Raw genomic sequence first — 22,852 nt, 5'->3', positions numbered from 1 at the left:
AAACGCTAAAGAATGTAGGATGGAGGGAGCGCGGGCATCTTGCCCGCGTTCCCTCCATTGCTCTCTACTGGCGTTTACGCCGATACCAAATGACAAAGCCTGTCACCACCAAGGCCAGCGGTAGGCCGAGCAGAAAACCGAAGCCGATGACGGCGACGGCAAGAGACGGCAGGTTTAAGCTTTTGTCGGTCGCCGTTTGGATGGGAATATCAATAAATTCGTCATTTTGCAGCAACCAGTTAATGATGCGCATCCCCACATCCAAATTGCCGACATTGCCCAGATAAGCGTTAGCCAGAAAATCACTGTCGCCGATAGCCACTATCCGCTGCTGCTTTTTATCGGCATTACGCGTCAGGGTATAGGCAAACACTTGGCTAGGGTTGGCAGACATTGCCGAGACTTGCCCGGCACTTTCCAACAACGGCTTGGCCTGGAAGGGGCTGCTTTTATCGGTGCTTAAGGCCACCGCCGCCGGATAAACGCTAATCAATTGCAAGCCACGGGTGATCGGGTGGTCGGGGTAAGCGCTGGCAATCACAAAGCTAGGGTCGTCTATGCCATACAGACGGGTGCTGGTGTCGATAATCGCCGTGGGCGCTTGCTGCAAGCCCAGGTCTTTTTGCAAAGCCGCCAGATGCTGGTTGCCCGGTTCGGCCAGCAGCAACAGATTGCCGCCCTTATCGATATACTGGCGGAGCATCGCCAGTTCGCCCGGCAACAGCGGCACACTGGGGTCTGCAATCACTAATGCCCCGGAATTGTCGGGAATACTGGTGACATTCGCCAGATTCAGCGGTAAGGCGGTGATGTTGCGCAAGGCCAATTCTTTGCCGAATTGCCCCCAGGCAAAATTAGCGACACCGTCGGGTGCGCGTTCGCCGTGTCCGGTCAAAAAGCTCACCCAGCGCCGCTCGGCGTGGCTCAGTTGCAGCAACGCATTGCTCAGGGTCGATTCGTCAACAAACTTCAGTTTTTCCGTATGTCCGCGATACTCGACCAGCACCATGCCTTCCGGGCCGATTTCCAATTCACGGGTTTTTTCCGGCTGGCTGTCAGGATCGATAAAACTGAGCGAAAAATTCGCTTTGTGGCGGCTGTAGCGTTCCAGCAATTGGGCAATCTGTAAGCGTACCGGCTGGCCTTTTTTCAGATAAGCCGTAATTTTAACGTCGTCCGGCATGGCCGCCAATAATTTTTGCGAGGCGACCGACAAGGTGTTGCCGGCATGGGCGGTCATATCCCAACGTAGCGGATACAAGGTGCTTAACCAACCGGCTAAGGCCAATAAGCCCAGTATCGCCAAAGTTAACAAACGGTTTTTTAAACGCGGGTAGCGGGTTAGGGATAGGTTCATTTTTGGTAGCGAAGGTTAGCCAAGCTGCGGACACTGAGCAAGAGAAAGCCGCCGATGAACAGCAGAAAATAGCCGACATCAACAGAGCTAAGCAAACCGCTTTGCAGGTTTTGGAAATGCCGTAACAAAGACACATAGTCCAGCCAAGCACTGCGCGTGTCGCGCATCTGCGTCCCCGTGTCAACTAGCCATAACAGCAATAGCAGGCCAAAGCTGCCGATACCCGCAACAATCGGGTGCTGGGCGAGGCAGGATAAATACAGTCCGGCGGCGGTCAGGGCAGCTACTAGCAACAGTAAGGCCAAAACATTGGAAAACAGTTTGCCCATATCCAATTCGCCGCCTAATAATAGCGATAAGGGCATAATAGTGATTAATAAGACCACCACCGCCAATAGCCCAAAACAGCCTAAAAATTTGCCGATGATAATCTCACTATTGGTAAGTGGCGCCGACAGCAACAGCGGCAAGGTTTTGTTGCGGCGTTCTTCGGCAACTAAGCGCATAGTCAGCAGCGGTACGACCAGTAACAAAATAATGGCGGCATTGCCGAACAGCGGCGGCACCACAATATCGGTCAGGCCGGGGCCGCTGGGGATGGCTGACAATTTAGGCTGCAACACCATGAAAGTCTCCACTTGTTTTAGGAACAAATAGCCCAATATTAGCTGCAATACCGCCAAAATACTCCACGCAATCGGGGAGATGAACAGGGTCTTAAATTCGCGTGTGGCGATGGTCAAGATCATGGCCGTTTATCCTCGGTCAGGCTGATAAAAATATCTTCCATCGATTTTTTCAAAGGGGTGAGTTCCTGTAATTCCCACCCGGCGGCGATAATGGCCGCAGTCAGGGCTTGGCTGGGGTTGGCGCTGAGCCGATAATGGATGTGCAAATGCGTGGCGGTTAAGGCTTCAATGCGCAGTACGCCAGGGATGGCGGCTAAGCTGTCGGTATCGGGGGCAAGCCGGGTAGCCACTTGCAAAATGCCCGTGTCCATAAATTGTGCCAGTCCGGCAATGCTTTCATGCAGGATAAGTTGCCCTTGGTGGATGATTTGCACATGGGTACAGGAGTCCTGTACTTCACTGAGGATATGTGTCGAGAGGATAACCCCGTGGCTTTGCCCCAACTCACGGATTAAGGCGCGGATTTCGCGGATTTGTAAGGGGTCTAAGCCGACGGTAGGCTCGTCGAGAATAATCACGTCAGGGTTATGCAAAATGGCTTGGGCGATGCCTAAGCGCTGTTGGAAACCTTTAGACAATTGCCCGATCAGCCGCCGTTTGACTTCCAGAAGGCCGCAGCGTTCTTGGGCTTGGCTAATGGCGGGCAATAACGCGGTTTTGCTGAGGCCGTGCAGTTGTCCGCAATAGTGTAAATATTCCTGTACAGTCAGGTCTTTGTAGAGTGGCGGGGTATCGGGCAAATAACCCAGGCTTTGTTTGGCGGTTTTTGCATTTGCCGACAAATCAACACCATTGATTTTAATGCTGCCGGAACTGGGGGTCAGTAAGCCGCAGAGCATTTGCATGGTCGTGGTCTTGCCCGCACCGTTAGGACCTAAAAAGCCCAGCACTTCGCCGCGTTTAAGGGTAAAACTCACATCTTTAACAGCACACTGTTTGCCGTAATAACGGTAAAGATGTTCGGCCTCTATCAATAAGGTCATGGGGCTTATACCTGAGTTAACAATTTCTCTAATTCGGCTTGGATTTTTTTCCGGTAAAACAAAAATTTCCAACGGGTACCGCCGCATTGCCGCCATAAGATAACGGAGCGGATGCCCGCTAACAAGCACGCGCGGATTTTATCGGCGGTATGGGTATTGGTCAAATAATGGCTATCGCCGTTGACCATGATTCTGGGTTGCAATTTGCTGATAGTGTTGCTGTAAATATCGGCAAGGTTGGCAATGACATTTTCATGCAGCAAACCGAAATGGCCGGCTTGTATCTGGGCTTTTTCAACGCCTGTCGTGATAATTCTGAGCGATTTGGGTTGTTTGGACAATTGGTTTTCCAAAAACACTAATGACGCGGAATAACGCGCCTGTTCGGCATTGGCGATTTTATAGTTGGTCATTTGCTGTTGTAGTTGCACTAGCCCCAAATGAAGCCCCGCCAAGCTACCATAAACGTCAAGCACCGTATCGGTATCTATTTTTAACACACTGCCTATACTCGCCTCCATAGCGGTGGCATCGGCGGTTCCGGTGGTGGCTAGCTGCTGCACCAAAGCGGCGGCTTGGGCGACTCCGGCTAGCGCGATAGTCTGGTGGGTGATGGTTTGTAATTGCATAGTTATTGCTATGGTTGGGGAGGGTTGCTATCGTATCAAGAATAAACGCCGCTGTTCAATTTAGTTTAGCGGATAAAGGGCGTAATATAGGCCATGCTAAGAACTTTATAGCTTACAGTTGGCAATTGTCCATAAAAATAACAATAAATCATCATTGGAGAAAGAAATCATGCGTGAATCGGTCATATTAAAAGTAACTGGCATGAAATGTGGCGGCTGTGAAGCCAATGTGACCCATAAGCTGAATGATATTGATGGCGTGGTCTACATTAAGGCTTCCAGCCAAGAGCAACAAGTGCAAGTTGATTTTAATGCTGAAAAAACCACGCTTGCCGCGATTAAAGATGCCATTACCAATGCGGGTTATACCGTTGTCTCCCTTTAAGTCCGGCATTAGGTGACCCATGAATACTGAAGAACATAACGATGCTATGCGCCTGTCTATTGCGGGTATGCGTTGTGCGGGCTGTGTCAGTGCCGTGGAAGGCGCTTTAGCGGCAGTGCCTGGCGTTACGGCGGTCAGCGTTAATTTTGCTGACCATTCGGCTTCGGTCAGCGGTTCAGCGGATGCCGGGTTATTGACTGAAGCGGTCAGGCAGGCGGGTTACGATGCCGCCGTGATGGAGGGGCTTGAAGACTTGAGCGCCCAAGAGCAGCAAGAGGCTGTCCGTTATCGGCAGTTGCTGAACAAAGCCATGGTGGCGGGCGGTTTTGGGCTGTTATTAATGTTGGGCGACCATTGGCAATGGTTACCCGCCATAGGCTCACCGGCGGGCTTATGGTTGTGGCCGGAACTGGCCTTAATCAGCTTAGGCATTATGGCCTATTCCGGTTGGCATTTTTATAGCGGGGCGGTTAAGTCTTTGCAGTTGGGGCAAGCCAATATGGACACCCTGATTGCCTTAGGTACGGGGTCGGCTTGGCTGTATTCCTGTGTGGTCATTGATTACCATGCGGTGTTGCCGTCACTGGCAAAGTACGCCTATTTTGAAGCGGCGGTGGTTATTTTAGCCTTCATTAATTTGGGTACGGCCTTGGAAACCCGCGCTAGAGGCAAAACCTCTGGGGCAATCCGCCAGTTAATCGGTTTGCAGCCGCGCACCGCACGAGTGCTGCGGGACGGCGCGGAAATTGACATTGCCATAGAGCTGGTCGGTTTGGGCGAAACGGTACGGGTTCGGCCAGGTGAGAAAATCCCCGTGGACGGGCTGTTGCTCTCAGGCCACTCGACGGTTGACGAATCTATGTTGACGGGCGAGCCACTACCTGTGGAAAAAGCCGTCGCCTCTAAAGTGGTGGCCGGCACGGTTAACCAATCCGGTAGCTTTTTGTTTACCGCCACCCACATAGGCCGAGACACGGCTTTAGCGCAAATCATTAAAAGCGTCCGCCAAGCGCAAAACAGCAAACCCGATATTGCCCGTTTGGCGGATAAAATATCCGGTGTTTTCGTGCCGGTCGTTATCGGTATCGCTGTGCTGACTTTTCTGGTCTGGTGGTCGTTCGGGCCAGCCCCGTCATTAGGCTATGCGTTTGTCACCTCAATGACGGTGTTGGTCATTGCTTGTCCTTGCGCCTTAGGTTTGGCGACACCGATTTCGGTCATGGTGGCGGTCGGGCGGGCGGCGCAAGCGGGCATCTTGATCCGTAACGGCGACGCATTGCAAATGGCGGGCAAACTGACCTGTCTGGTGGTCGATAAGACCGGCACAGTGACGGAAGGTAAGCCGACCGTCGCCGTGATTGAACCGATGGCCGACTTGGACGCAAACGCCGTGCTGCAATTGGCGGCGAGTATTGAAGCGGCTTCCGAGCATCCTTTAGCGGCAAGCATCTTAGCGGCTGCCAAACAAAAACAGTTGCCCCTTAAAACTGTCAGCGATTTTGCCGCCATTACAGGTTTAGGTGTCAGCGCAATCTGTGAAGGCCAACGCCTGTTGTTCGGCAATAAGGCGTTAATGGATAAGGAAGGTGTTAAATTTACCCGCTATAATAACAAATTGGAAAAATTGTCGGCATTAGGGCAAACCCCGATGTTATTGGCGGTAGATGATAAGATTGTCGGCATGATCGCCGTCGCCGACGCGCTGAAAAAAGACTCCCAAGCGGCGGTCACGCAATTGAAAAGCTTGGGTATCCGCATTATTATGGTGACTGGCGATAACCAGATCACCGCCCATGCCATTGCCAAACAGGCGGGCATTGCCGAAGTCAATGCGCAAGTGTTGCCGCAGGATAAGGCGGCTTTAATTAAGGCCTTGCAAGAGCGCGGCGAAATTGTCGGCATGGTTGGGGATGGGATTAACGATGCGCCCGCCTTAGCACAGGCCGATGTCGGCTTAGCGATAGGTACAGGTACCGATGTCGCGATAGAAAGCGCCGATGTGGTGATCTTACAAGGCTCCTTGTTGAAAGTGCCGGAAACCATCGCCTTATCGAAAGCCACCGTCGCCAACATCCGGCAAAACTTAGTGGGGGCGTTTTTTTACAATGTCCTCAGTATTCCCGTCGCCGCCGGATTGTTGTATCCTGTTTTCGGCATTCTGTTAAATCCTATGATTGCAGGGGCGGCAATGGCCATGTCGTCATTGACCGTTGTCACCAATGCCAACCGCTTACGTTGGATGAAGTGGTAAGCAAGACGGGCTGTGTGCGCTAACACGGCCCCTCTTATTAAAACCCAATATCAGATGTACCGTCACCCCCCTATGAGCAAGCCGCTAGATGTCTGCCCTGAATGTGATTTGGTGCTAAAGCCTGTGCAGTCGGCCATCGGGACAAAAGTCGATTGTCCGCGTTGCGGTTATTTACTGCATAGGCCGCGCCCCCAAAGTATTGAGCGGGTTTTGGCCCTATCCGTCGCCGGTTTGATTTTGGTGCTCCCCGCCAATCTTTTGCCGCTGATCGGCATCCGTTTTATGGGCAACAGCAACGAAAGCACCCTCTGGGCGGGTACGGTCGGACTATTTGCCGAAGGTCTATGGTTGGTGGCCCTATTAGTGTTTCTGGCAAGCATCTTTGTACCGTTGCTGAACATTACCTTGGCCTTTCTGGTCAGCCTGCACCTTTACCTGAAACGCCCGCATCCCCATCTCGCACATTGGTTGCGCTGGTGGCAACATTTGGAGGAATGGGCGATGCTGGAAGTGTATATGCTGGGCATTATCGTCGCTTGCGTTAAACTTTCGGACACCGCCGATGTGCAGTTTGGTTTTGGCCTATATGCTTTTATCGCCTTGTTGCTGGTCAATGTCATGTTAGCAACCAGCTTAGACAGTTATTTGTTTTGGCAAAGCATCGCCGACTTAGACAAAAAAACCCATGAAAACCCATGAAAACCCCTGAGCAAACCGCCTTAGCCCAACATTTGCTACGTTGCCCTATTTGCGGCCATCTGTGCAAACTGCTCAACCGCCGCCACGCCCGTTTATGCCCGCTCTGCGGGGAGCCGTTGCATGTCCGCAGGCCACATAGCCTGCAACAAACCTGGGCCTTATTGCTCAGTAGCTATGTGCTGTACATCCCCGCCAACATTTTCCCGATTATGACCGTCACCCAACTCGGTATGACCGAACGGCACACCATTATCGGTGGCATTATCGCCTTGGTGGAAAAAGACATGGCACCTATTGCGGTGCTGGTTTTCATAGCCAGCATCGTCGTACCGCTGTTAAAATTAATCGGGCTGAGCTTATTACTGCTCAATGTCCAACTACGTTGGCAAGCCCGGCCACATTTATGGATGCGCATTTATCGCCTGATTGTGTTTGTTGGGCGTTGGTCTATGTTAGATATTTTTATGATTTCCATTCTGGTTGCCGTGGTCGATTTAAGCGGCGGCGTTTCACAAGTGATCGCAGGTTCGGCGGCAACGGCTTTTGCGGCGGTGGTGGTGTTGACCATGCTGGCGGCAAAAAGCTTTGACCCGCGTCTGATCTGGGATAAGCAGCATAAGCTATGAACGATTTTATTGACCCCGATGCGTATCAGGCCGAAGAGCCTGTCATTGATAAAAAACTCCGTTTCCCTTTGGTGTGGTTGTTACCGCTGATTGCCCTGCTTATCAGCGGTTGGCTGATTTATAAATCGGTCGCCGCCAAAGGCCCGACAATCACCATCAGCTTTCCTAATGCCGACGGCTTGGAAGTGGACAAAACCAAAATCAAATTCCTGAATGTCGAAGTCGGCAAAGTGACCGATATTACCATCAGCGACGATCTGCAAACTATCCAAGTGAGCGCCCAAATGCACAGTGAGGCGGAGCGTTATCTGAAAGAACAGACCAGTTTTTGGGTGGTCAGGCCGCAAGTCGGCTTAGGGGGCGTGTCGGGTTTGGGTACATTGTTATCAGGGCCTTATATTGAAGTGAAGCCCGGCGATGGCGGCGACCAAACACACTTTGTCGGCCTAGTTGCCCCGCCATTACTGAAAACCAATGCCGAAGGGCGGCAATTTGTTTTGGAAACCAATAACCTGGGTTCCTTACATGCGGGGACGCCGATCAGTTTTCATGGCATCAGTGTCGGTGAAGTGCTTAGTCATGAATTGTCCACTGCCGCCGATGCCATTAAGCTAAAAGTGTTCATCAATAAACCTTACGATCAGTTTGTCAGAAAAAACACCCGCTTTTGGATGGATAGCGGCGTGGATTTGTCCGCCAGTGCCGACGGCTTTAAAGTCCGCACGGGCCCGCTGATTTCCTTATTGAGCGGCGGCATTGCTTTCCGCACGTCTGTTTATGATAAGGCCGGCGATGTGCAACCGGAGAACAGCGAATTTACCCTATACGACAATTATGAGCAGTCCGAAGAAGTCTTTTCCGGCGACACCCTAAAATACGTCATGTACTTTAACGGTTCCGTGCGCGGCCTGACCGAAGGTGCGCCCGTACAGTTGCGCGGTATCCCTATCGGCAAAGTGTCCCATATCAAACTGGAACTGGATGAAAAAACTGCCGAAATCCGCATTCCGGTTACTGTAGAGCTGCAACCTAACCGTATTGAGACGGTCAATAATTTGCCGGACATCAGCCATAAAGACATTATGGAAGAATTGGTTAAAAAAGGCTTACGCGCCCAATTGCAAACCGGCAGTTTATTAACCGGACAACTGCTGATTGATTTGGATTTTCACCCCAAAAATAAAATTAGCCTGACCAGCAACAATTCCAGTATCTATCCTGAGTTTCCGACCATACCCAGTTCTTTAGACCAATTTACCCATTCTGCCCAAACCATTATGGATAAAATCGCTAAATTGCCTTTGGAAGAATTGACCGAAGAAACGACGAAAACGATGCAGACCTTGCAAACGACGTCAAAAGCGGCCACCGATACCTTGGTCGGCGCTAAAGATACGTTGTCCGGTGTTAAAGAGACATTGGTCAATGCCGATAAGACTATCGCTGCCGCGCACCAGTTATTAAATTCATTGGAGCCGGGCTCTACAACCCATTATGAATTAGATAGGCTATTGCAAGAGTTTTCCCAAACCGCTAGTTCGGTCAAACAGTTAGCCGACTATTTGCAACAACATCCAGACACCTTAATTCGCGGGAAAAAGGCCGATTGATCATGATAAAAAAATCTCTAGCGTTATTGGCTATGCTACTGGCCGGGTGCGCTTCGACCCCGGCGACGCATTTTTATGTCTTGGAAGCGGTTAGCCAACCTGCCGTACCCACCGTTAAGGATATGAAAAAACGCCTGATCGGTGTCGGCCCCATTACCCTGCCGCCCTTATTAGACCGTAAACAAATAGTCACCCGCACTTTGATGAACGGAATTGACGTGGCGGAATTCCATCAATGGGCCGCCCCGCTAAAAGATAATGTCTTGGATGTGCTGACCCAAAACCTGACCCAATTACAACCGGAAAATTTTATTAGGCCCTACCCATGGAGCGCTTACGGCACGGTCAATTATCGGGTGCTGGTGGACATCACCCGCTTTGATACCCGTCCGGGCATTGCGGTTAATTTTGAAGCGACGTGGGCAATTATGGATGAAAGTAACCACAAAATTATTGATAATGGCCGTAGTAAAATCAGCCATGCGCTGATAGACACCTCGTATCCGGCTAGCGTACACGCGCTCAGCCAAGTATTGGGGCAGTTTTGCTCGGAATTGTCGGTAGCTTTGCAGAAACTGTAAGCTAAAGGGAGATATTGGTTTGGGCAGCCACTTTTTTATGTCCCTTAGCCAATGCTTGTTCTTGCTTATGCAGCGATGTCCCCCAGAATTCCTCTAAGGTTGGCCCGTCTGCTAAAGGCTTAATCCGGCACAGAAAGGCTTTAATTTCATGTAACCATACCCGTCTGCCCATGCGGGTATACCAGCGCATGGCATGGCGGAATTCTGCATCATAACCAAAAAAAAGCCGCAAGATAGCTTTAGGACGGGCCTGCATGACCAGTTCAATCGTTTTTGCCCATAAAAACACCCGCCACGCCGGCACTTGTGTGGTGGCTAAGACTTGGTGCTTGTAATCCCATTTACGCGTATCGGTCTGGATGACTTTTCGGTTGGCGACTGTGGGGAAATAGGGTGTCCAACGGTGCGGGGTCACATAAACCAATTGGATTTGGTCAGGATCGTAGGCCAACAAAAATTGTAATGAGCGCCAATAATTGCGGTCGGTCTCTTCTTCGAAACCGATAACGTAAGTCGCCATAGAAATGATGCCGTGCTGACGGAGCAAGCGGATAGCCTCCTTGTCCTCGGTTATAGTCGTGCCTTTTTTGATGGTTTGCAAGGTTTCTGCATCATAGCCTTCAATGCCCAGCAAAAAACGGATGACCCCAGCTTTTTTGTATAAATGTAAAATGTCCGCGTCCCTGACAATATCGCCCGCGCGGGTCGAGCCTACCAGCGTTAAGTTGACATCTTCGGCAATCAACGCCTCAAGAAAAGTCCGCCATGCTTTTTTCGAGCCGGTCGGCAACTCATCAGCAAAGTTAATCAGCTGAACACCCTGTTCCCGATGCAGTCTGGCCAGTTCTTTGGCGAATTTTACCGGATCCCGATGCCGCCATTGTGTCCAAAAGCCGCGCTGGCCGCAATAACTGCATAAATAAGGGCAACCCCGCGAAAATTGCACTACCACCGCCCGTCGGTGGCCCCAATACGAATAGCGGCTATGGTCAATCAGCTCCCAGCCCACACGGAACGCATCCAAATCTTTGAGCATTTCCGCAGGCGGCGTGGCGACAGTTTTACCCGCTTTCCTAAAGGCAATGCCTTTCACGGTTTCCAGATCGGTTTTTGCCAGTAATGCCTGAACTAATAAAACGGTTGTGCGTTCACCTTCGCCGCGCACGATGTAATCGATTTGCGGGTTACCGTCCAGCACATCTTGCCAATGGTAAGTCGGAAACACGCCACCGTAAATTATTTGGATGGCGGGCAGGGCGGCTTTAGCCAAGGCCGCAATCTGCATGATGGTCTCATGTGCTGACGTGGAACCCGAATGCCCCATCAGCAGCAAATCCGGTTGCACGGCTTTAATCTGTCCGGTAATCGCCGCTAATGGCAGCGGGCCGAATTCGGCATCTAACAATTCGACATTAAAGCCCGCATCTAGCAGTGGCCCGCCAACACTCAGTAAACCCAGGGGCGGCAACTGCTCTTTGGGGATACGGCTGCCTATCGCTGTATGGGGTGGGTTAACCAGCAGTATTTTATAAGGGTTACTATTCATCGTCTGCTCGCTTAGATGTGTTGCGCAAGGATTATCGCTAAAGCAATAACTAGCAGATATACCGTTTTGATAAAGGGCTTCGTAGCGGGGAAAGGCTCCCACCCAATGGCATGGGCAAGGAACCCTGACGGCCTATGCCGCCAGGGAGGTGTGGTTTAACCCCTCAACGCCTTCAAAACCGCCTGCATGGTCGCATTGGCATCGCCAAACAACATGCGGGTGTTTTCTAAGACAAACAGCGGGTTGCCTACGCCGGCATAACCGGAGGCCATGCTGCGTTTGAGGACGATGGTGGTTTTGCCTTTCCAGCATTCCAATACGGGCATTCCGGCTATCGGGCTGTTTGGGTCGTCTAGGGCCGAGGGGTTAACGATGTCGTTGGCACCGATGACGATGGAGACATCGACATTGGCAAAATCGTCGTTAATCTCTTCCATTTCAAACACGATGTCATAAGGTACTTTGGCTTCTGCCAAGAGTACGTTCATGTGGCCGGGCATACGTCCGGCGACCGGATGGATACCGAAGCGGACTTTTTTGCCTTTCTCACGCAACAGTTTGGTGATTTCGTAGACGGTGTGCTGGGCTTGGGCGACGGCCATGCCGTAACCGGGGATGATCATGATATTTTTGGCATCCAGCAACAGTTGTGCGGTTTCGTCGGCATCAATCGGCTGCACGTCGCCTTCGATCACCGCCGCTGCACCGCCTGAGGCGGTACCAAAGCCACCCGCGATAACGCTGAGGAAGTTACGGTTCATGGCATGGCACATGATATAGCTCAGGATTGCCCCGCTGCTGCCGACTAGCGCGCCAGTGACGATCAGCAAGTCATTGCTTAACATAAAGCCGGTCGCCGCCGCCGCCCAGCCGGAATAGCTGTTGAGCATGGACACGACCACTGGCATATCGGCCCCGCCTATCGCCATAACCATGTGTACCCCAAAAACCAAGGCAATGACGGTCATGATCAACAAGGGCAACGCGCCGTTATGGTTAAGGAACAGCATCGGCAAGCTGCCGCCGCCCTCTTCGGTTTGTCCCAGGAATTGGGCACCGAGTATGAACACGGCAACCAACAACAGCAGGTTAAACCAGTGGCGGCCAGGCAGTAACAGCGGTTTGCCGCTGATTTTTTCGCTCAGCTTGCAAAAGGCGATCACTGAACCCGAAAAGGTGACGGCACCAATGAGGATGCCGATATAAATTTCGATTTCATGGATGGTTTTTTCAACCCCTTCCAAGCCGCTGGCGCTGTCCATAAAGTTGGCGAAACCGACCAGTACCGCCGCCATGCCGACTAAGCTGTGCATGATGGCGACCAGCTCAGGCATTTGTGTCATGGCGACTTTAGCGGCCAACATAGAGCCGATTGTGCCGCCGATTAATATCGCAATGATTAAGATAGGATAAGCCGAAATGCTCACCGCCCCGCTTAAGGCGGTGGCGATAATGGCAATCGCCATACCTGCCATGCCGTAATAATTGCCGCGTCGGGCGGTTTCTTGGTTGCTTAAACCGCTTAAGCTCAGAATGAACAGAATGGCGGCAATAATGTAAGACATTGTAACTAAACTATGGGACATTTCGCTTCTCCGCTTATTTTCTGAACATGTCTAACATGCGGCGCGTGACCAAAAAGCCCCCACCGATGTTGATGGAGGCAATCAAGATTGCCAAACCCGCCAGTAAGCCGACTGCGGGTGACGATACTTGGACAATCGCGCCAATGACGATAATGCCGCTGATGGCGTTGGTGACGCTCATTAAAGGCGTATGTAGGGAGGGCGAAACATTCCAGATAACTTGATAGCCGACAAAACAGGCCAAAACAAACACCGTAAAATGGGTCATGAACGATTCGGGCGCAACCGCGCCGATACCGAACAAGGCCAAGCCGCCGATGAGTAACGGCAACAGTTGCTTAAGCACAGAGGGTGGAGCAGGTGGGGCTTTAATAACCGCTTCGGCTACCGCCGCAGGTTTTGCCGCCGCGACGGAGAGAGTCGGGGGGGGCGGTGGCCAAGTGATTTTACCTTCTTTAATGACGGTTGCACCCCGGATGACCTCATCCTCCATATTGACGTTAATAACGCCATTCTTGCCCGGGCACAGCTCGGTCAATAAGTGCCGCAAATTGGTGGCGTACAGTTGGCTGGATTGGTTGGCTAAGCGGCTGGGCAAATTGGTGTAGCCAATAATAGTAACATCATGGGCTACCGTCACTTTGTCTTTCTCGGTCAATTCGCAGTTGCCGCCCTGTTCTGCCGCCAAATCGACAATGACGCTACCCGCTCTCATGGATTGCACCATCTCGGCGGTAATCAGTTTAGGGGCGGGTTTACCGGGGATCAACGCCGTAGTGACGATAATATCGACTTCTTTGGCCTGTTCGGCAAATAAGGCCATTTCGGCGGCGATAAATTCCGGTGACATGGTTTTGGCATAACCGCCAACCCCCGCGCCTTCTTCCTTAAAATCGAGCATTAAAAATTCCGCATCCATGCTTTCGATTTGCTCTTTCACTTCGGGGCGGGTATCAAATGCCCTAACAATCGCCCCCATGCTTTTCGCCGTACCGATTGCCGCCAAACCGGCGACCCCGGCACCAATAACTAAGACCTTAGCAGGGGGGACTTTACCCGCTGCGGTAATTTGCCCGGTAAAAAAGCGGCCAAAATGCTGGGCCGCTTCGATAATCGCCCGGTAGCCGGCAATATTGGCCATAGAGCTGAGCGCGTCCATTTTTTGGGCGCGGGACATGCGCGGCACGCTGTCCATTGCCAGCACAGTGGCGTTTTTATCCGCTAAGGTTTGCATCAACTCGGCGTTTTGGGCAGGCCAGATAAAGCTGATCAGCGTCTGGCCTTCATGCAAGGCCGCCAGTTCATCTATGCCTAAGCGCGGACGGCGTTCAGGGGCACGGACTTTCATGACAATATCGGCATCCTGCCATAAGGTTTTCTGGTCAACCACGGCCACACCTGCCGCTTGATAAGCTTCATCGGAAATGTTGGCGGCCAGCCCCGCCCCACTTTCTATCATGACGCTAAAGCCAAGCTGGATAATCTGGGCGGCGGCTTCCGGGGTCGTAGCGACCCGCTTCTCGCCCCGGTGAATTTCTTTAGGTATACCGATCTTCATACAGTCTCCTGTGAGTTATGTTTAACCAAGGCCAAAGGTTTATGAAAATAGTCAAACCTTCAGCCCTGAGCATAAAAGATTAATGGCGGCTTATCAATGAAAAAACCCGCCTGATGCTTAATCAGTCTAAGGCTTGAGGACAGATGGTACACCTGTTTCTACGCTGTCGCTGGCGGCTTTGTTATAAAACGGCCAGCTTTTTACATGCAGATGTTTCCGAATCGGCGTTTTAATGACCGATACGCACAAGGCGATTGAAAACAGACACCACACCGCCGCATACTCATTCGGGTCATTGGTGGTGACATCGGATATCCAAGGGCCAATCACATAATGGAACGCGACGAACCGCCAAGAGCCGTAAATGACCGGCAAACAGAAAGCGACAAGGATATAGGTAAGGGCATGTAAGCCCCATCGAAAATCAAACAACCAGGTAATCGGATCGGATAACAGGCCATTTAACGGCATGTGCCAGGCGATATGCCACGCGCCGTGGGTAGAACACACTTCCGGGCCGCAAAAGCCTTCAATGCCGACATTGCATGTCCCCGCCCAGACGAACGGGTACATTTTTACCAGCATCGCCAAAGAGCCTACGGCACAAATTGTGTACACAGCGGTGCGTATTTTCAGCTTTACCGCTTCGGGAATAAAATACATCGCCACCATATTGACAAAAAACGGCTGGAAGGCGACGTGCAGATAGCCAAATAAGGTGAGTATCTGATTATTCGGATTGTCACACAAATCAATATAGACATAGGTAAATGCCTGTAACAATTCCATTAGGGCGAAATAAGTCAGCGGAATCCATAACTCTTTGGATTCGCCCTTCATAGCAACATAGACAGCGGTACTCAGACCTGCGGCGGCCAAAACGCCTGACGCTTCTCCACTCCAACACATAAAACTTAACCTCTTTATTTATTATTATGTACATACCGCCAGTTCACACAACCTCCAAAGGGTGTGGGCTGCAATAACGGTACTATCCTTTTCTTAAACGGGTATAAAATTCGTTTTGCCCTAGGCTTGTCCGGTTGTGTCAACCCGAAAAGCCCGGCTACCCATTTTAGCGTCTTTAAGGCCTGCCAAACAGTCCGGCATCCAGCAAAACCCTTTTATTCTATTACAAATAAACAGGGATTGATAAATAACTGACGTTACGAAGTAACGTGCTTTACCCCCGTTTGCCGCGCCGAGCATCGCAGGTTTTGTCGGGATCAGCCCGAATACCCATAGGGCATAAAGGGGCGCGGCAAGGATGCCGCGCGTCGGCAGAGGGGCAGGAGCCCCTTCTGCCGACCCCCGACAAAACCGAGAAGCGCAGGATCAAGCGGCAATCGGGCCGCCTTTTCTTTGGATACTTTCTTTTGGCGGAGCAAAAGAAAGTATCTCGCCTTCGGGTGCGAGAACCCGATTAAAAAAACCATCGCGATAGCGACTCATCGCTACATTTTTCAATATCGCAAAAGTGACTGCGTAACATTAGTAAATAACCTCTACCGTTTGCCGCCATTTAAGCCTTCGTCACATTAAAAATGCAAAATCAGTGACTTAACCGATAGAGAGGCTGTTAATGCTAAGCATTAGCCGTTATAATCATCCGTTAACCTCCAACCTGTTGGTGAAAAATGGACATTAAAGACTATATGCAAACGCTGGGCAGTAATGCCAAGCACGCAGGGCGGGTACTCAGCCGCACCGAATCAGGCCAAAAAAACCGCGCCTTACTGGCTATCGCCGACGCGATTGACCACAGCCGCAGTGTCTTGGCGAGCGAAAACCAAAAAGATTTGGTGGCAGGCTTGGCCAATGGCCTGCCCGCCGCCGCGCTGGATAGGCTGGCCTTAACGCCCAAAGCCATTGATGCGATGATCGAAGGCTTAAAGCAAGTTGCCGCCCTACCGGATCCGGTCGGCGAAATCACCGATTTAAGTTACCGTCCCAGCGGCATCCAAGTCGGGCAAATGCGCGTGCCTTTAGGCGTTATCGGTATCATTTACGAATCCCGTCCGAATGTGACGGTGGATGCGGCGGCGTTGTGCCTAAAATCCGGCAACGCCTGCATCTTGCGCGGCGGTTCCGAATCCCTGCATTCCAACCAAGCGATTGCCGCCTGCATTAGCCAAGGCTTACAAGCGGCAGAATTGCCCGACACCGCCGTGCAGATTGTCGCCACCGCCGACCGGGCCGCCGTCGGCGAACTGATCACCATGAACGCCTATGTCGACATTATTGTGCCGCGCGGGGGCAAAAGCCTGATTGAGCGTATCAGCCAAGAAGCGACCATTCCGGTCATTAAGCATTTGGACGGCATTTGCCATGTTTATATCGACGACCAAGCCGATATTGCTAAGGCGGTGGCGATTGCCGATAATGCCAAAACCCACCGTTATGGCGTGTGCAATGCGATGGAGACCCTGTTGGTCGCCGAAAGCATCGCCCATCGGGTGTTACCGTTATTGGCGGACATTTTTTTGGCAAAAGGGGTCGAATTGCGGGGCTGCCTAAAAACCTGCTCACTAATCCCCGAATGTAGCCGCGCCACCGAACAGGACTGGCATACCGAATACCTCGCGCCGATTTTGTCTATCCGTATTGTCGATGGCATAGACCAAGCGATGGAGCATATCAGCCACTACAGTTCGCAGCATACCGAAGCCATCGTCACCGAAAACTATACCTTAGCGCGGCGTTTTCTGCGTGAAGTCGATTCCAGCTCAGTTATGGTTAATGCCTCCACCCGTTTTGCCGATGGCTTTGAATACGGCTTGGGCGCGGAAATCGGCATCAGCACCGACAAGTTGCACGCCCGCGGCCCTGTCGGCCTAAAAGGCTTAACCTCATTAAAGTTCATCGTGTTAGGTGACGGGCATATCCGGCAATAATGATAGGTGTGTTAGGCGGGACGTTTAATCCCATCCATTATGCGCACTTGCGCTGTGCCATCGAAGTCAGGGACTTATTCGGTTTGGCGCAAGTGCGGCTAATACCCAACGCCCAGCCGCCGCACCGGCAAGCGCCGCAAGTCAGCCCCGAAAGGCGTGCTGACATGCTGGACTTGGCGTTGGTCGGCCATACTGGCTTAATCTGTGACCGCCGTGAGTTACAACGCCCACAGCCTTCCTTTATGGTCGATACATTGGCCTCGTTGCGCGGCGATTTTCCCGATCAGCCTTTGCTGCTGTTTATCGGCAACGATGCCTTTAACCATCTGGGCGGCTGGCACCGTTGGCAACAGTTGTTCGATTACGCGCATATTGTCGTGATGACCAGACCCGGCAGTACGGCCAAGCGCGTAGAGGGGTTCTTACGCGGTCGCTGTACGCGCAATAGCCAAGACTTATGCGGTGTCTTAGCGGGAAAGCTGTTTTTTCAGGCCGTCACCGCCTTGGACATTTCTGCGACAGCCATCAGAAACTGTATCGCCAGACAGCAAGACCCCAGTTTTTTATTGCCTGATGCGGTTATCGCCTACATCAGGCAACACCAACTTTATCAAGTGCCCGAATAAGCTTCGGGCGCACACTTTTAACGTCAGGAAATTGAATGCAAACAGAAGAATTATTGAAAATCGTCCAAACCGTTTTGGATGACCGCAAAGGTCAACACATCACGACGATAGATGTCAAAGAAAAGACCAGTTTTACCGATTATATGGTATTAGTGACCGGCACCTCCGACCGCCACTTAAAATCCATGTGCGAGCATGTCGCCTCGACCGTGAAAGAACAGGGCTTAACGCCGCTGGGTATGGAAGGTGATTTGGGTTCCGATTGGATTTTATTGGATTTGGGTGATGTGATTGTCCACGCCATGACCGCCCAAACCCGTGAGTTTTACCAATTGGAAAAATTATGGTCGGTCGACGCGCCTAGAGAAAGGGCTTTCGTGGCTGGTTAACGATAAACGGGGGCTTAGGGATGGCATGGACTGGCGGGTCAGCAGTATCCTGCCAACCCGCTAAGCACTAATCCTCTATCCCCAATTCCTTAATCTTACGCGTCAGGGTGTTGCGCCCGTAACCCAGTAAAATGGCCGCTTCGTGGCGTTTGCCATGGGTAAAGTTCAGTGCCGACTTAATTAAGATGGCTTCCACCGTCGGGATCGTCTGTTTGGCGACTTCGTTTTCTTTATTAAACAATTGCTGGTCGACCCAAACCCTCAGTAACGATTCCCAATCGGAACCGGCGGTAATTTTTTCCGCCGGGGTATTAAGCAATTCCGGGGGCAAATCATGCAAATGGATCTCCCGCCCTGATGCCATCACGGTTAGCCAACGGCAAATGTTCTCTAATTGCCTGACGTTACCCGGCCATTCCAACGTGCTTAAAAAACCTTCCGCTTCGGCTTTTAACGTCTTTATCTCGGTATTTAGCTCTTGTCCGGCTTGGTTTAAAAAATGCCGTAATAATAACGGGATGTCCTGCTTACGGTCGCGTAAGGGCGGGATGTGGATGCGGATGACATTCAGGCGATGGAACAAATCTTCACGGAAACGGCCTTGCTGTACCAGCACCTCCAGATTTTGGTGGGTGGCGGCAATGATACGCACATCGACTTTTACCGAAGCATGGCCGCCGACCGGATAAAACTCGCCATCGGCCAAGACCCTTAACAAACGGGTCTGCAACTCGGCGGGCATGTCGCCTATTTCGTCAAGGAATAAAGTGCCGCCGTTGGCTTGCTCAAAACGCCCGGCCCGCCGCGCCGCCGCGCCGGTAAACGCGCCTTTTTCGTGGCCGAATAATTCCGATTCCATCAAATCTTTAGGAATCGCCGCCATATTCAGGGCAATGAACGGATTTTTGGCGCGTGGGCTGTGCCGATGCAAAGCCTTGGCGACCAATTCCTTGCCCGTGCCGGATTCGCCGTTAATCAGCACGGTGATATGGGACTTTGCCAAGCGGCCAATGGCCCGAAACACCTCCTGCATCGCCGGGGCCGCGCCAATAATCTCCGGTGTCGCTTCCAGCGTGGCATGTTCCTCGGTAACAGAATGCTGTTGCCGCCCGTGGATACAGGCACGGTGCGCCAAATCCACCACTTCTTTAATGTCAAAAGGCTTCGGCAGATATTCAAAAGCCCCGCCATGAAAAGCCGACACCGCACTTTCCAAGTCAGAATGCGCCGTCATGACAATGACGGGCAGCTTAGGATGGTTGTCTTGAATTCTTTTCAATAACTCCAATCCATCCATGCCCGGCATTCTGATGTCGGTAATTAACGCGTCGGGGATATCATGCTCTAAGGCAACCAGCAACTCTTTCGCGCCCGAAAAGCTGCGGGTGTTGATGGCGGCTTTTTGTAAAGCCTTTTCCACCACCCAACGGATAGATTTATCGTCATCAACAATCCAGACGGTTTCGGAGTTATTCATTGCCGGTCTCCACGGGTAAATAGATTGAAAATACGGTATTGCCAGGTTCGCTGTTGCATTCAATAATGCCGTTATGCTGGTTAATCAGGGATTGGGCAATTGACAGCCCCAAACCCGTGCCTTCGGCCCGGCCTGTTACCATGGGATAAAAAATTTGGTTCAGCATATCCGCATCTATGCCTGGGCCGTCGTCAATAATGTCCACTTTTGCCGCCAGCTTGTAATGTTTGCGGCCTATCGTCATGTGCCTATGGATACGGGTTTTGATAATAATATGCCCTTTGCCTTCGGTGGCTTGGACTGCATTACGGGTGATATTTAAAATTGCTTGGATCAGCAAATCCTTATCACCGAGTATATTTGGAATACTTGGGTCGTAATCATGTTTTACCATGAGATTGCCGCTGGATTCGACCTGCACCAATTGCCTGACGCGCTCCAATACTTCATGGATATTCAGGGATTTTTTATTGGGGAGCTTATTAGGGCCAAGCATTTTATCCATCAGACCTTGGAGGCGGTCAGATTCGGCAATGATAATTTGCGTGTATTCTTTCAGTTCAGGGTCATGCAATTCCAAGTCCAACAATTGCGCAGCCCCCCGCAAACCGCCCAAAGGGTTTTTGATTTCATGCGCCAAGCCCCTGACCAATAATCTGGCGGTATTTTGCTGGGTCAGCAGGCGCTCTTCTTTAGAAATGCGCAAATGCGAGTCCACTTGCTGAAGCTCAAGCAGAATTTCGATAATTTCATCTTTATTTAACAGCGGCGTGGCGCTGAGGTTAACGGTGATATTCTGGCTCATCCGGTTGAGCGTTAATGACCGCTCAACCAAGGGCTCGCCCATGGTCAAGCATTGTTTTAGATTTAACAGCAAAGCTGAGTCAGACGACTTAAACAAATCGCCAGCATTTTGATCGACCAAGTGATGGAAGCTGTCCGCCAGCAAAATTTCCCCAGCCGTATTGATATAGGTAAGGACTAAATCCCTATTAAAGAGCAATATGGCGGTGTTAAGGTGGTCAAGAATGCGTTTATACATGATGTGGGTAAGTCCATTTTAAGTTACGCTAGGGTATAGCAATTATTAGACCAATTGTCTACGGTGCGTGTAAGGGTTATTGCAGTTGCACCTTAGGCGAATCAGAAGGCTTTTAGCCGCACAAGTATAACCTATGAGGCAAAAAATGCGCCATAGTGGTGCGTTTTAGCTTGGCTAAAATAGTGCGGATAGGATTATAAAAAGTGATAAATAAAAAACGCCCCCATTCGGGGCATTTTTAAGAAAATACGGCAATAATAACTAAATGGATGTTGCTTGGCTTAATGGGGCAGGGAAAACGAGCCCTCCGTCCACCACCACATTTTCTGTGCTGTGCTGTGGGGTATCGGTTTTTACAGTCCCCCTCCAAAAAATCCGAGCGAAAGGGATGCTATCGGGATCTTGGCACGACATAGTGCCATGTACTAGGGTAGATAGTACATGGCACTATTTTTATCAAGGCCTATAGTGGCAATAAATGAAAACAGGGGGCTAAATAAGGGGCTTTTGTGCGGGACGGTCATTTTGCGCAGAAATTTACCCGAAAGCACAGCTTGCCTTATTGGAGTATCCGGTTTGCGGTGATCACAAGACTTTTCTAAAGGTCGCCTGTATCACCGTCCGCTCGGTCATCACAGTATCAAGAAAATTGGCCCATGATTGCAGCATCTCTAGCCGCTGGTTTTTATATTGGGCATGAGAATAGGTACCTGCCATGCCGGGGATGGCGTGGCTTAAGGCAGTTTCCACCACTTCGGGGGAGTGGCCTTGCTCCCTAAGATGTGTCGATGCGGTGTGGCGATGGTCGTGGATGTTGTAATCGGCAATCTCACCCGCTGCCAAGGCCGCGTTATGAGCGCCGTCAAGATTATTGCTGTGCATGGCTCGGTTTGGGTTGGTGGGCATGGGCAGAACCCATGGGCTGCCGCCGCCAAAGCGTTGCAGTTCTTGCAGCATTTCTGCCGCCTGAGCAGGCAGCATGACCAAGTGGTCTTTTTTCGTTTTCATACGCGCTGCGGGTATCAGCATTTCGCCTTTGTCGAAATCTATTTCACACCACGCCGCGCCGCATAATTCGCTTTTGCGTAACGCCAACATTAAGAGCAGGTGCAGAGCCAGTTTGTAGCCCCGATAACAATCCGCTTGGTACAGTCCGGTTAGGTAACGCCTGATTTCCGGTGTCGATAGCCAGCGGGTGCGCTTGGTGCGGTTGCCGACTCTAGCGGCCTTAATCAATACTGCCGGGTTGTGCGTGCAATAGTCATGCTCAACGGCATAGCCGAATATCCGGTTCGCCCAACCATGGCAGGAAAGGGCGGTCACCACGCCTTTATGCTCTCTCAAGTCATAAATTAACTCTCTCAGCAAGGCCACATCGATTAATTCCAGCGGGGTATCTGCTAGTTTTGGCAATAAGTGCAATCTGACCGGCGCCCAGCCTTTATCAGGGGCTTTCCACTTTTTATCCACCCACTCCGCTTTATACTTGCCAGCGGCTTCGCCAAAAGTCATCATGGCTTGGATGGCTTCGGCTTTTTGGTGGGCGATGGCCTGAATTTCCAGTTCTTTAATGCCGCAGCCGTCAATGACCATCCGTTTGGCTTGCGGATGGTCGAGCAGCGTTGCCGGGTGCTTGCCAAATTCGACAAGCTGTCTGGCCACCGCATGAATCTTACGCGCATTGTCCAAGGTCATTTCTGGGTAATTGCCGTATCCGTACCGGAATTTTTTACCGTTAAGCCGTAATTCACCGCGCCAAAACTTCCCTCCCGCTGCCCGTATCACTAGCACCAGCCCCTTAGCATCGGCTTTTTGGTAGTCCTTGCCGATCGCTTTTAATTTTCTGATTTCCGTATCGGTCAGCGCCATTTTCACCCCCTATTTTTTGATATTGCCGATAATTCTACAGGAAACGGATGGGGCA

At 51.3% G+C, this 22,852-nt stretch carries 20 protein-coding genes; 9 read left to right on the top strand and 11 right to left on the bottom strand.

Annotated elements, in window-relative coordinates; genetic code table 11:
* Window positions 1-64: 64 nt before the first annotated feature.
* Genes AADEFJLK_RS02115 through hflD form a run of 4 tightly spaced genes read right to left on the bottom strand, consistent with a single transcriptional unit; the run spans window position 65 to window position 3,658 of the window.
* Window positions 65-1,357, bottom strand: a complete 1,293-nt coding sequence (locus tag AADEFJLK_RS02115; protein WP_103973136.1) for a GldG family protein — start codon at window positions 1,355-1,357, stop codon at window positions 65-67.
* Entirely contained in the window at window positions 1,354-2,106 is a 753-nt protein-coding gene (locus tag AADEFJLK_RS02110) for an ABC transporter permease (RefSeq protein ID WP_103973135.1), read from the bottom strand. Before AADEFJLK_RS02110 ends, AADEFJLK_RS02115 begins: the two co-directional genes overlap by 4 nt.
* A complete protein-coding gene (locus tag AADEFJLK_RS02105; RefSeq protein WP_103973134.1) occupies window positions 2,103-3,029 on the bottom strand; it encodes an ABC transporter ATP-binding protein in 927 nt (308 codons plus the stop codon). Before AADEFJLK_RS02105 ends, AADEFJLK_RS02110 begins: the two co-directional genes overlap by 4 nt.
* 5 nt (window positions 3,030-3,034) lie before the next feature.
* Window positions 3,035-3,658, bottom strand: a complete 624-nt coding sequence (gene hflD / locus AADEFJLK_RS02100) for a high frequency lysogenization protein HflD (protein WP_088619373.1) — start codon at window positions 3,656-3,658, stop codon at window positions 3,035-3,037.
* 169 nt (window positions 3,659-3,827) lie between these two features.
* On the opposite strand from hflD, the gene AADEFJLK_RS02095 reads away from it, so the two are divergent.
* The 6 genes from AADEFJLK_RS02095 to AADEFJLK_RS02070 all read left to right on the top strand — a co-directional run bounded on the left by AADEFJLK_RS02095 (window position 3,828) and on the right by AADEFJLK_RS02070 (window position 9,810).
* Window positions 3,828-4,043 (top strand): heavy-metal-associated domain-containing protein, encoded by a 216-nt coding sequence (locus AADEFJLK_RS02095; protein ID WP_088621579.1) that lies wholly within the window; start codon window positions 3,828-3,830, stop codon window positions 4,041-4,043.
* Window positions 4,044-4,062: 19 nt separating this feature from the next.
* The gene (locus AADEFJLK_RS02090; protein ID WP_103973133.1) at window positions 4,063-6,294 is read left to right on the top strand and encodes a heavy metal translocating P-type ATPase; all 2,232 of its coding nucleotides are present in this window, start codon (window positions 4,063-4,065) and stop codon (window positions 6,292-6,294) included.
* Window positions 6,295-6,366: 72 nt separating this feature from the next.
* Window positions 6,367-6,993 (top strand): paraquat-inducible protein A, encoded by a 627-nt coding sequence (locus tag AADEFJLK_RS02085; protein WP_103973132.1) that lies wholly within the window; start codon window positions 6,367-6,369, stop codon window positions 6,991-6,993.
* Complete coding sequence (locus AADEFJLK_RS02080; RefSeq protein WP_088619370.1) at window positions 6,990-7,619, top strand: paraquat-inducible protein A; 630 nt, start codon at window positions 6,990-6,992, stop codon at window positions 7,617-7,619. Before AADEFJLK_RS02085 ends, AADEFJLK_RS02080 begins: the two co-directional genes overlap by 4 nt.
* Complete coding sequence (locus tag AADEFJLK_RS02075; RefSeq protein ID WP_088619369.1) at window positions 7,616-9,229, top strand: PqiB family protein; 1,614 nt, start codon at window positions 7,616-7,618, stop codon at window positions 9,227-9,229. Before AADEFJLK_RS02080 ends, AADEFJLK_RS02075 begins: the two co-directional genes overlap by 4 nt.
* A gap of 2 nt (window positions 9,230-9,231) precedes the next feature.
* Complete coding sequence (locus AADEFJLK_RS02070; RefSeq protein ID WP_103973131.1) at window positions 9,232-9,810, top strand: PqiC family protein; 579 nt, start codon at window positions 9,232-9,234, stop codon at window positions 9,808-9,810.
* Window position 9,811: 1 nt separating this feature from the next.
* On the opposite strand, the gene bchE is transcribed toward AADEFJLK_RS02070, so the two are convergent.
* From bchE to AADEFJLK_RS02050, 4 genes are all read right to left on the bottom strand, one after another.
* Window positions 9,812-11,356 (bottom strand): magnesium-protoporphyrin IX monomethyl ester anaerobic oxidative cyclase, encoded by a 1,545-nt coding sequence (bchE, locus tag AADEFJLK_RS02065; protein WP_103973130.1) that lies wholly within the window; start codon window positions 11,354-11,356, stop codon window positions 9,812-9,814.
* Window positions 11,357-11,511: 155 nt separating this feature from the next.
* Window positions 11,512-12,942 (bottom strand): Re/Si-specific NAD(P)(+) transhydrogenase subunit beta, encoded by a 1,431-nt coding sequence (gene pntB, locus AADEFJLK_RS02060; protein ID WP_103973129.1) that lies wholly within the window; start codon window positions 12,940-12,942, stop codon window positions 11,512-11,514.
* Between the two features lie 13 nt (window positions 12,943-12,955).
* Complete coding sequence (locus AADEFJLK_RS02055) at window positions 12,956-14,500, bottom strand: Re/Si-specific NAD(P)(+) transhydrogenase subunit alpha (RefSeq protein WP_103973128.1); 1,545 nt, start codon at window positions 14,498-14,500, stop codon at window positions 12,956-12,958.
* 126 nt (window positions 14,501-14,626) lie between these two features.
* A complete protein-coding gene (locus tag AADEFJLK_RS02050; RefSeq protein WP_103973127.1) occupies window positions 14,627-15,409 on the bottom strand; it encodes a DUF5765 domain-containing protein in 783 nt (260 codons plus the stop codon).
* Between the two features lie 728 nt (window positions 15,410-16,137).
* On the opposite strand from AADEFJLK_RS02050, the gene AADEFJLK_RS02045 reads away from it, so the two are divergent.
* The 3 genes from AADEFJLK_RS02045 to rsfS are packed head-to-tail and all read left to right on the top strand — an operon-like array spanning window position 16,138 to window position 18,409.
* Window positions 16,138-17,394: a glutamate-5-semialdehyde dehydrogenase gene (locus tag AADEFJLK_RS02045; protein WP_103973126.1), complete on the top strand. Its 1,257-nt coding sequence runs from the start codon at window positions 16,138-16,140 to the stop codon at window positions 17,392-17,394.
* Window positions 17,394-18,020 (top strand): nicotinate-nucleotide adenylyltransferase, encoded by a 627-nt coding sequence (nadD, locus tag AADEFJLK_RS02040; protein ID WP_088619362.1) that lies wholly within the window; start codon window positions 17,394-17,396, stop codon window positions 18,018-18,020. Before AADEFJLK_RS02045 ends, nadD begins: the two co-directional genes overlap by 1 nt.
* A 35-nt stretch (window positions 18,021-18,055) precedes the next feature.
* The gene (gene rsfS, locus AADEFJLK_RS02035; protein ID WP_088619361.1) at window positions 18,056-18,409 is read left to right on the top strand and encodes a ribosome silencing factor; all 354 of its coding nucleotides are present in this window, start codon (window positions 18,056-18,058) and stop codon (window positions 18,407-18,409) included.
* A gap of 67 nt (window positions 18,410-18,476) precedes the next feature.
* On the opposite strand, the gene ntrC is transcribed toward rsfS, so the two are convergent.
* The 3 genes from ntrC to AADEFJLK_RS02020 form a co-directional block, all read right to left on the bottom strand.
* Window positions 18,477-19,886: a nitrogen regulation protein NR(I) gene (gene ntrC / locus AADEFJLK_RS02030; protein WP_088619360.1), complete on the bottom strand. Its 1,410-nt coding sequence runs from the start codon at window positions 19,884-19,886 to the stop codon at window positions 18,477-18,479.
* Window positions 19,879-20,928 (bottom strand): nitrogen regulation protein NR(II), encoded by a 1,050-nt coding sequence (glnL, locus tag AADEFJLK_RS02025; protein ID WP_088619359.1) that lies wholly within the window; start codon window positions 20,926-20,928, stop codon window positions 19,879-19,881. Before glnL ends, ntrC begins: the two co-directional genes overlap by 8 nt.
* Before the next feature lie 585 nt (window positions 20,929-21,513).
* Window positions 21,514-22,797: a tyrosine-type recombinase/integrase gene (locus tag AADEFJLK_RS02020; RefSeq protein WP_103973125.1), complete on the bottom strand. Its 1,284-nt coding sequence runs from the start codon at window positions 22,795-22,797 to the stop codon at window positions 21,514-21,516.
* Window positions 22,798-22,852 lie beyond the last annotated feature (55 nt).

The organism is Methylovulum psychrotolerans (assembly GCF_002923755.1).
Classification (GTDB): domain Bacteria; phylum Pseudomonadota; class Gammaproteobacteria; order Methylococcales; family Methylomonadaceae; genus Methylovulum; species Methylovulum psychrotolerans.
Note: the sequence above shows the minus strand (reverse complement) of the source record. Positions and strands in the feature narration are given on the sequence as shown.

Excerpts from the sequence above, each read along its gene's own strand:
- AADEFJLK_RS02115 (WP_103973136.1), bottom strand. The coding sequence starts at position 1,357 with ATGAACCTATCCCTAACCCGCTACCCGCGTTTAAAAAACCGTTTGTTA.
- AADEFJLK_RS02110 (WP_103973135.1), bottom strand. The coding sequence starts at position 2,106 with ATGATCTTGACCATCGCCACACGCGAATTTAAGACCCTGTTCATCTCC.
- AADEFJLK_RS02105 (WP_103973134.1), bottom strand. The coding sequence starts at position 3,029 with ATGACCTTATTGATAGAGGCCGAACATCTTTACCGTTATTACGGCAAA.
- hflD (WP_088619373.1), bottom strand. The coding sequence starts at position 3,658 with ATGCAATTACAAACCATCACCCACCAGACTATCGCGCTAGCCGGAGTC.
- AADEFJLK_RS02095 (WP_088621579.1), top strand. The coding sequence starts at position 3,828 with ATGCGTGAATCGGTCATATTAAAAGTAACTGGCATGAAATGTGGCGGC.
- AADEFJLK_RS02090 (WP_103973133.1), top strand. The coding sequence starts at position 4,063 with ATGAATACTGAAGAACATAACGATGCTATGCGCCTGTCTATTGCGGGT.
- AADEFJLK_RS02085 (WP_103973132.1), top strand. The coding sequence starts at position 6,367 with ATGAGCAAGCCGCTAGATGTCTGCCCTGAATGTGATTTGGTGCTAAAG.
- AADEFJLK_RS02080 (WP_088619370.1), top strand. The coding sequence starts at position 6,990 with ATGAAAACCCCTGAGCAAACCGCCTTAGCCCAACATTTGCTACGTTGC.
- AADEFJLK_RS02075 (WP_088619369.1), top strand. The coding sequence starts at position 7,616 with ATGAACGATTTTATTGACCCCGATGCGTATCAGGCCGAAGAGCCTGTC.
- AADEFJLK_RS02070 (WP_103973131.1), top strand. The coding sequence starts at position 9,232 with ATGATAAAAAAATCTCTAGCGTTATTGGCTATGCTACTGGCCGGGTGC.
- bchE (WP_103973130.1), bottom strand. The coding sequence starts at position 11,356 with ATGAATAGTAACCCTTATAAAATACTGCTGGTTAACCCACCCCATACA.
- pntB (WP_103973129.1), bottom strand. The coding sequence starts at position 12,942 with ATGTCCCATAGTTTAGTTACAATGTCTTACATTATTGCCGCCATTCTG.
- AADEFJLK_RS02055 (WP_103973128.1), bottom strand. The coding sequence starts at position 14,500 with ATGAAGATCGGTATACCTAAAGAAATTCACCGGGGCGAGAAGCGGGTC.
- AADEFJLK_RS02050 (WP_103973127.1), bottom strand. The coding sequence starts at position 15,409 with ATGTGTTGGAGTGGAGAAGCGTCAGGCGTTTTGGCCGCCGCAGGTCTG.
- AADEFJLK_RS02045 (WP_103973126.1), top strand. The coding sequence starts at position 16,138 with ATGGACATTAAAGACTATATGCAAACGCTGGGCAGTAATGCCAAGCAC.
- nadD (WP_088619362.1), top strand. The coding sequence starts at position 17,394 with ATGATAGGTGTGTTAGGCGGGACGTTTAATCCCATCCATTATGCGCAC.
- rsfS (WP_088619361.1), top strand. The coding sequence starts at position 18,056 with ATGCAAACAGAAGAATTATTGAAAATCGTCCAAACCGTTTTGGATGAC.
- ntrC (WP_088619360.1), bottom strand. The coding sequence starts at position 19,886 with ATGAATAACTCCGAAACCGTCTGGATTGTTGATGACGATAAATCTATC.
- glnL (WP_088619359.1), bottom strand. The coding sequence starts at position 20,928 with ATGTATAAACGCATTCTTGACCACCTTAACACCGCCATATTGCTCTTT.
- AADEFJLK_RS02020 (WP_103973125.1), bottom strand. The coding sequence starts at position 22,797 with ATGGCGCTGACCGATACGGAAATCAGAAAATTAAAAGCGATCGGCAAG.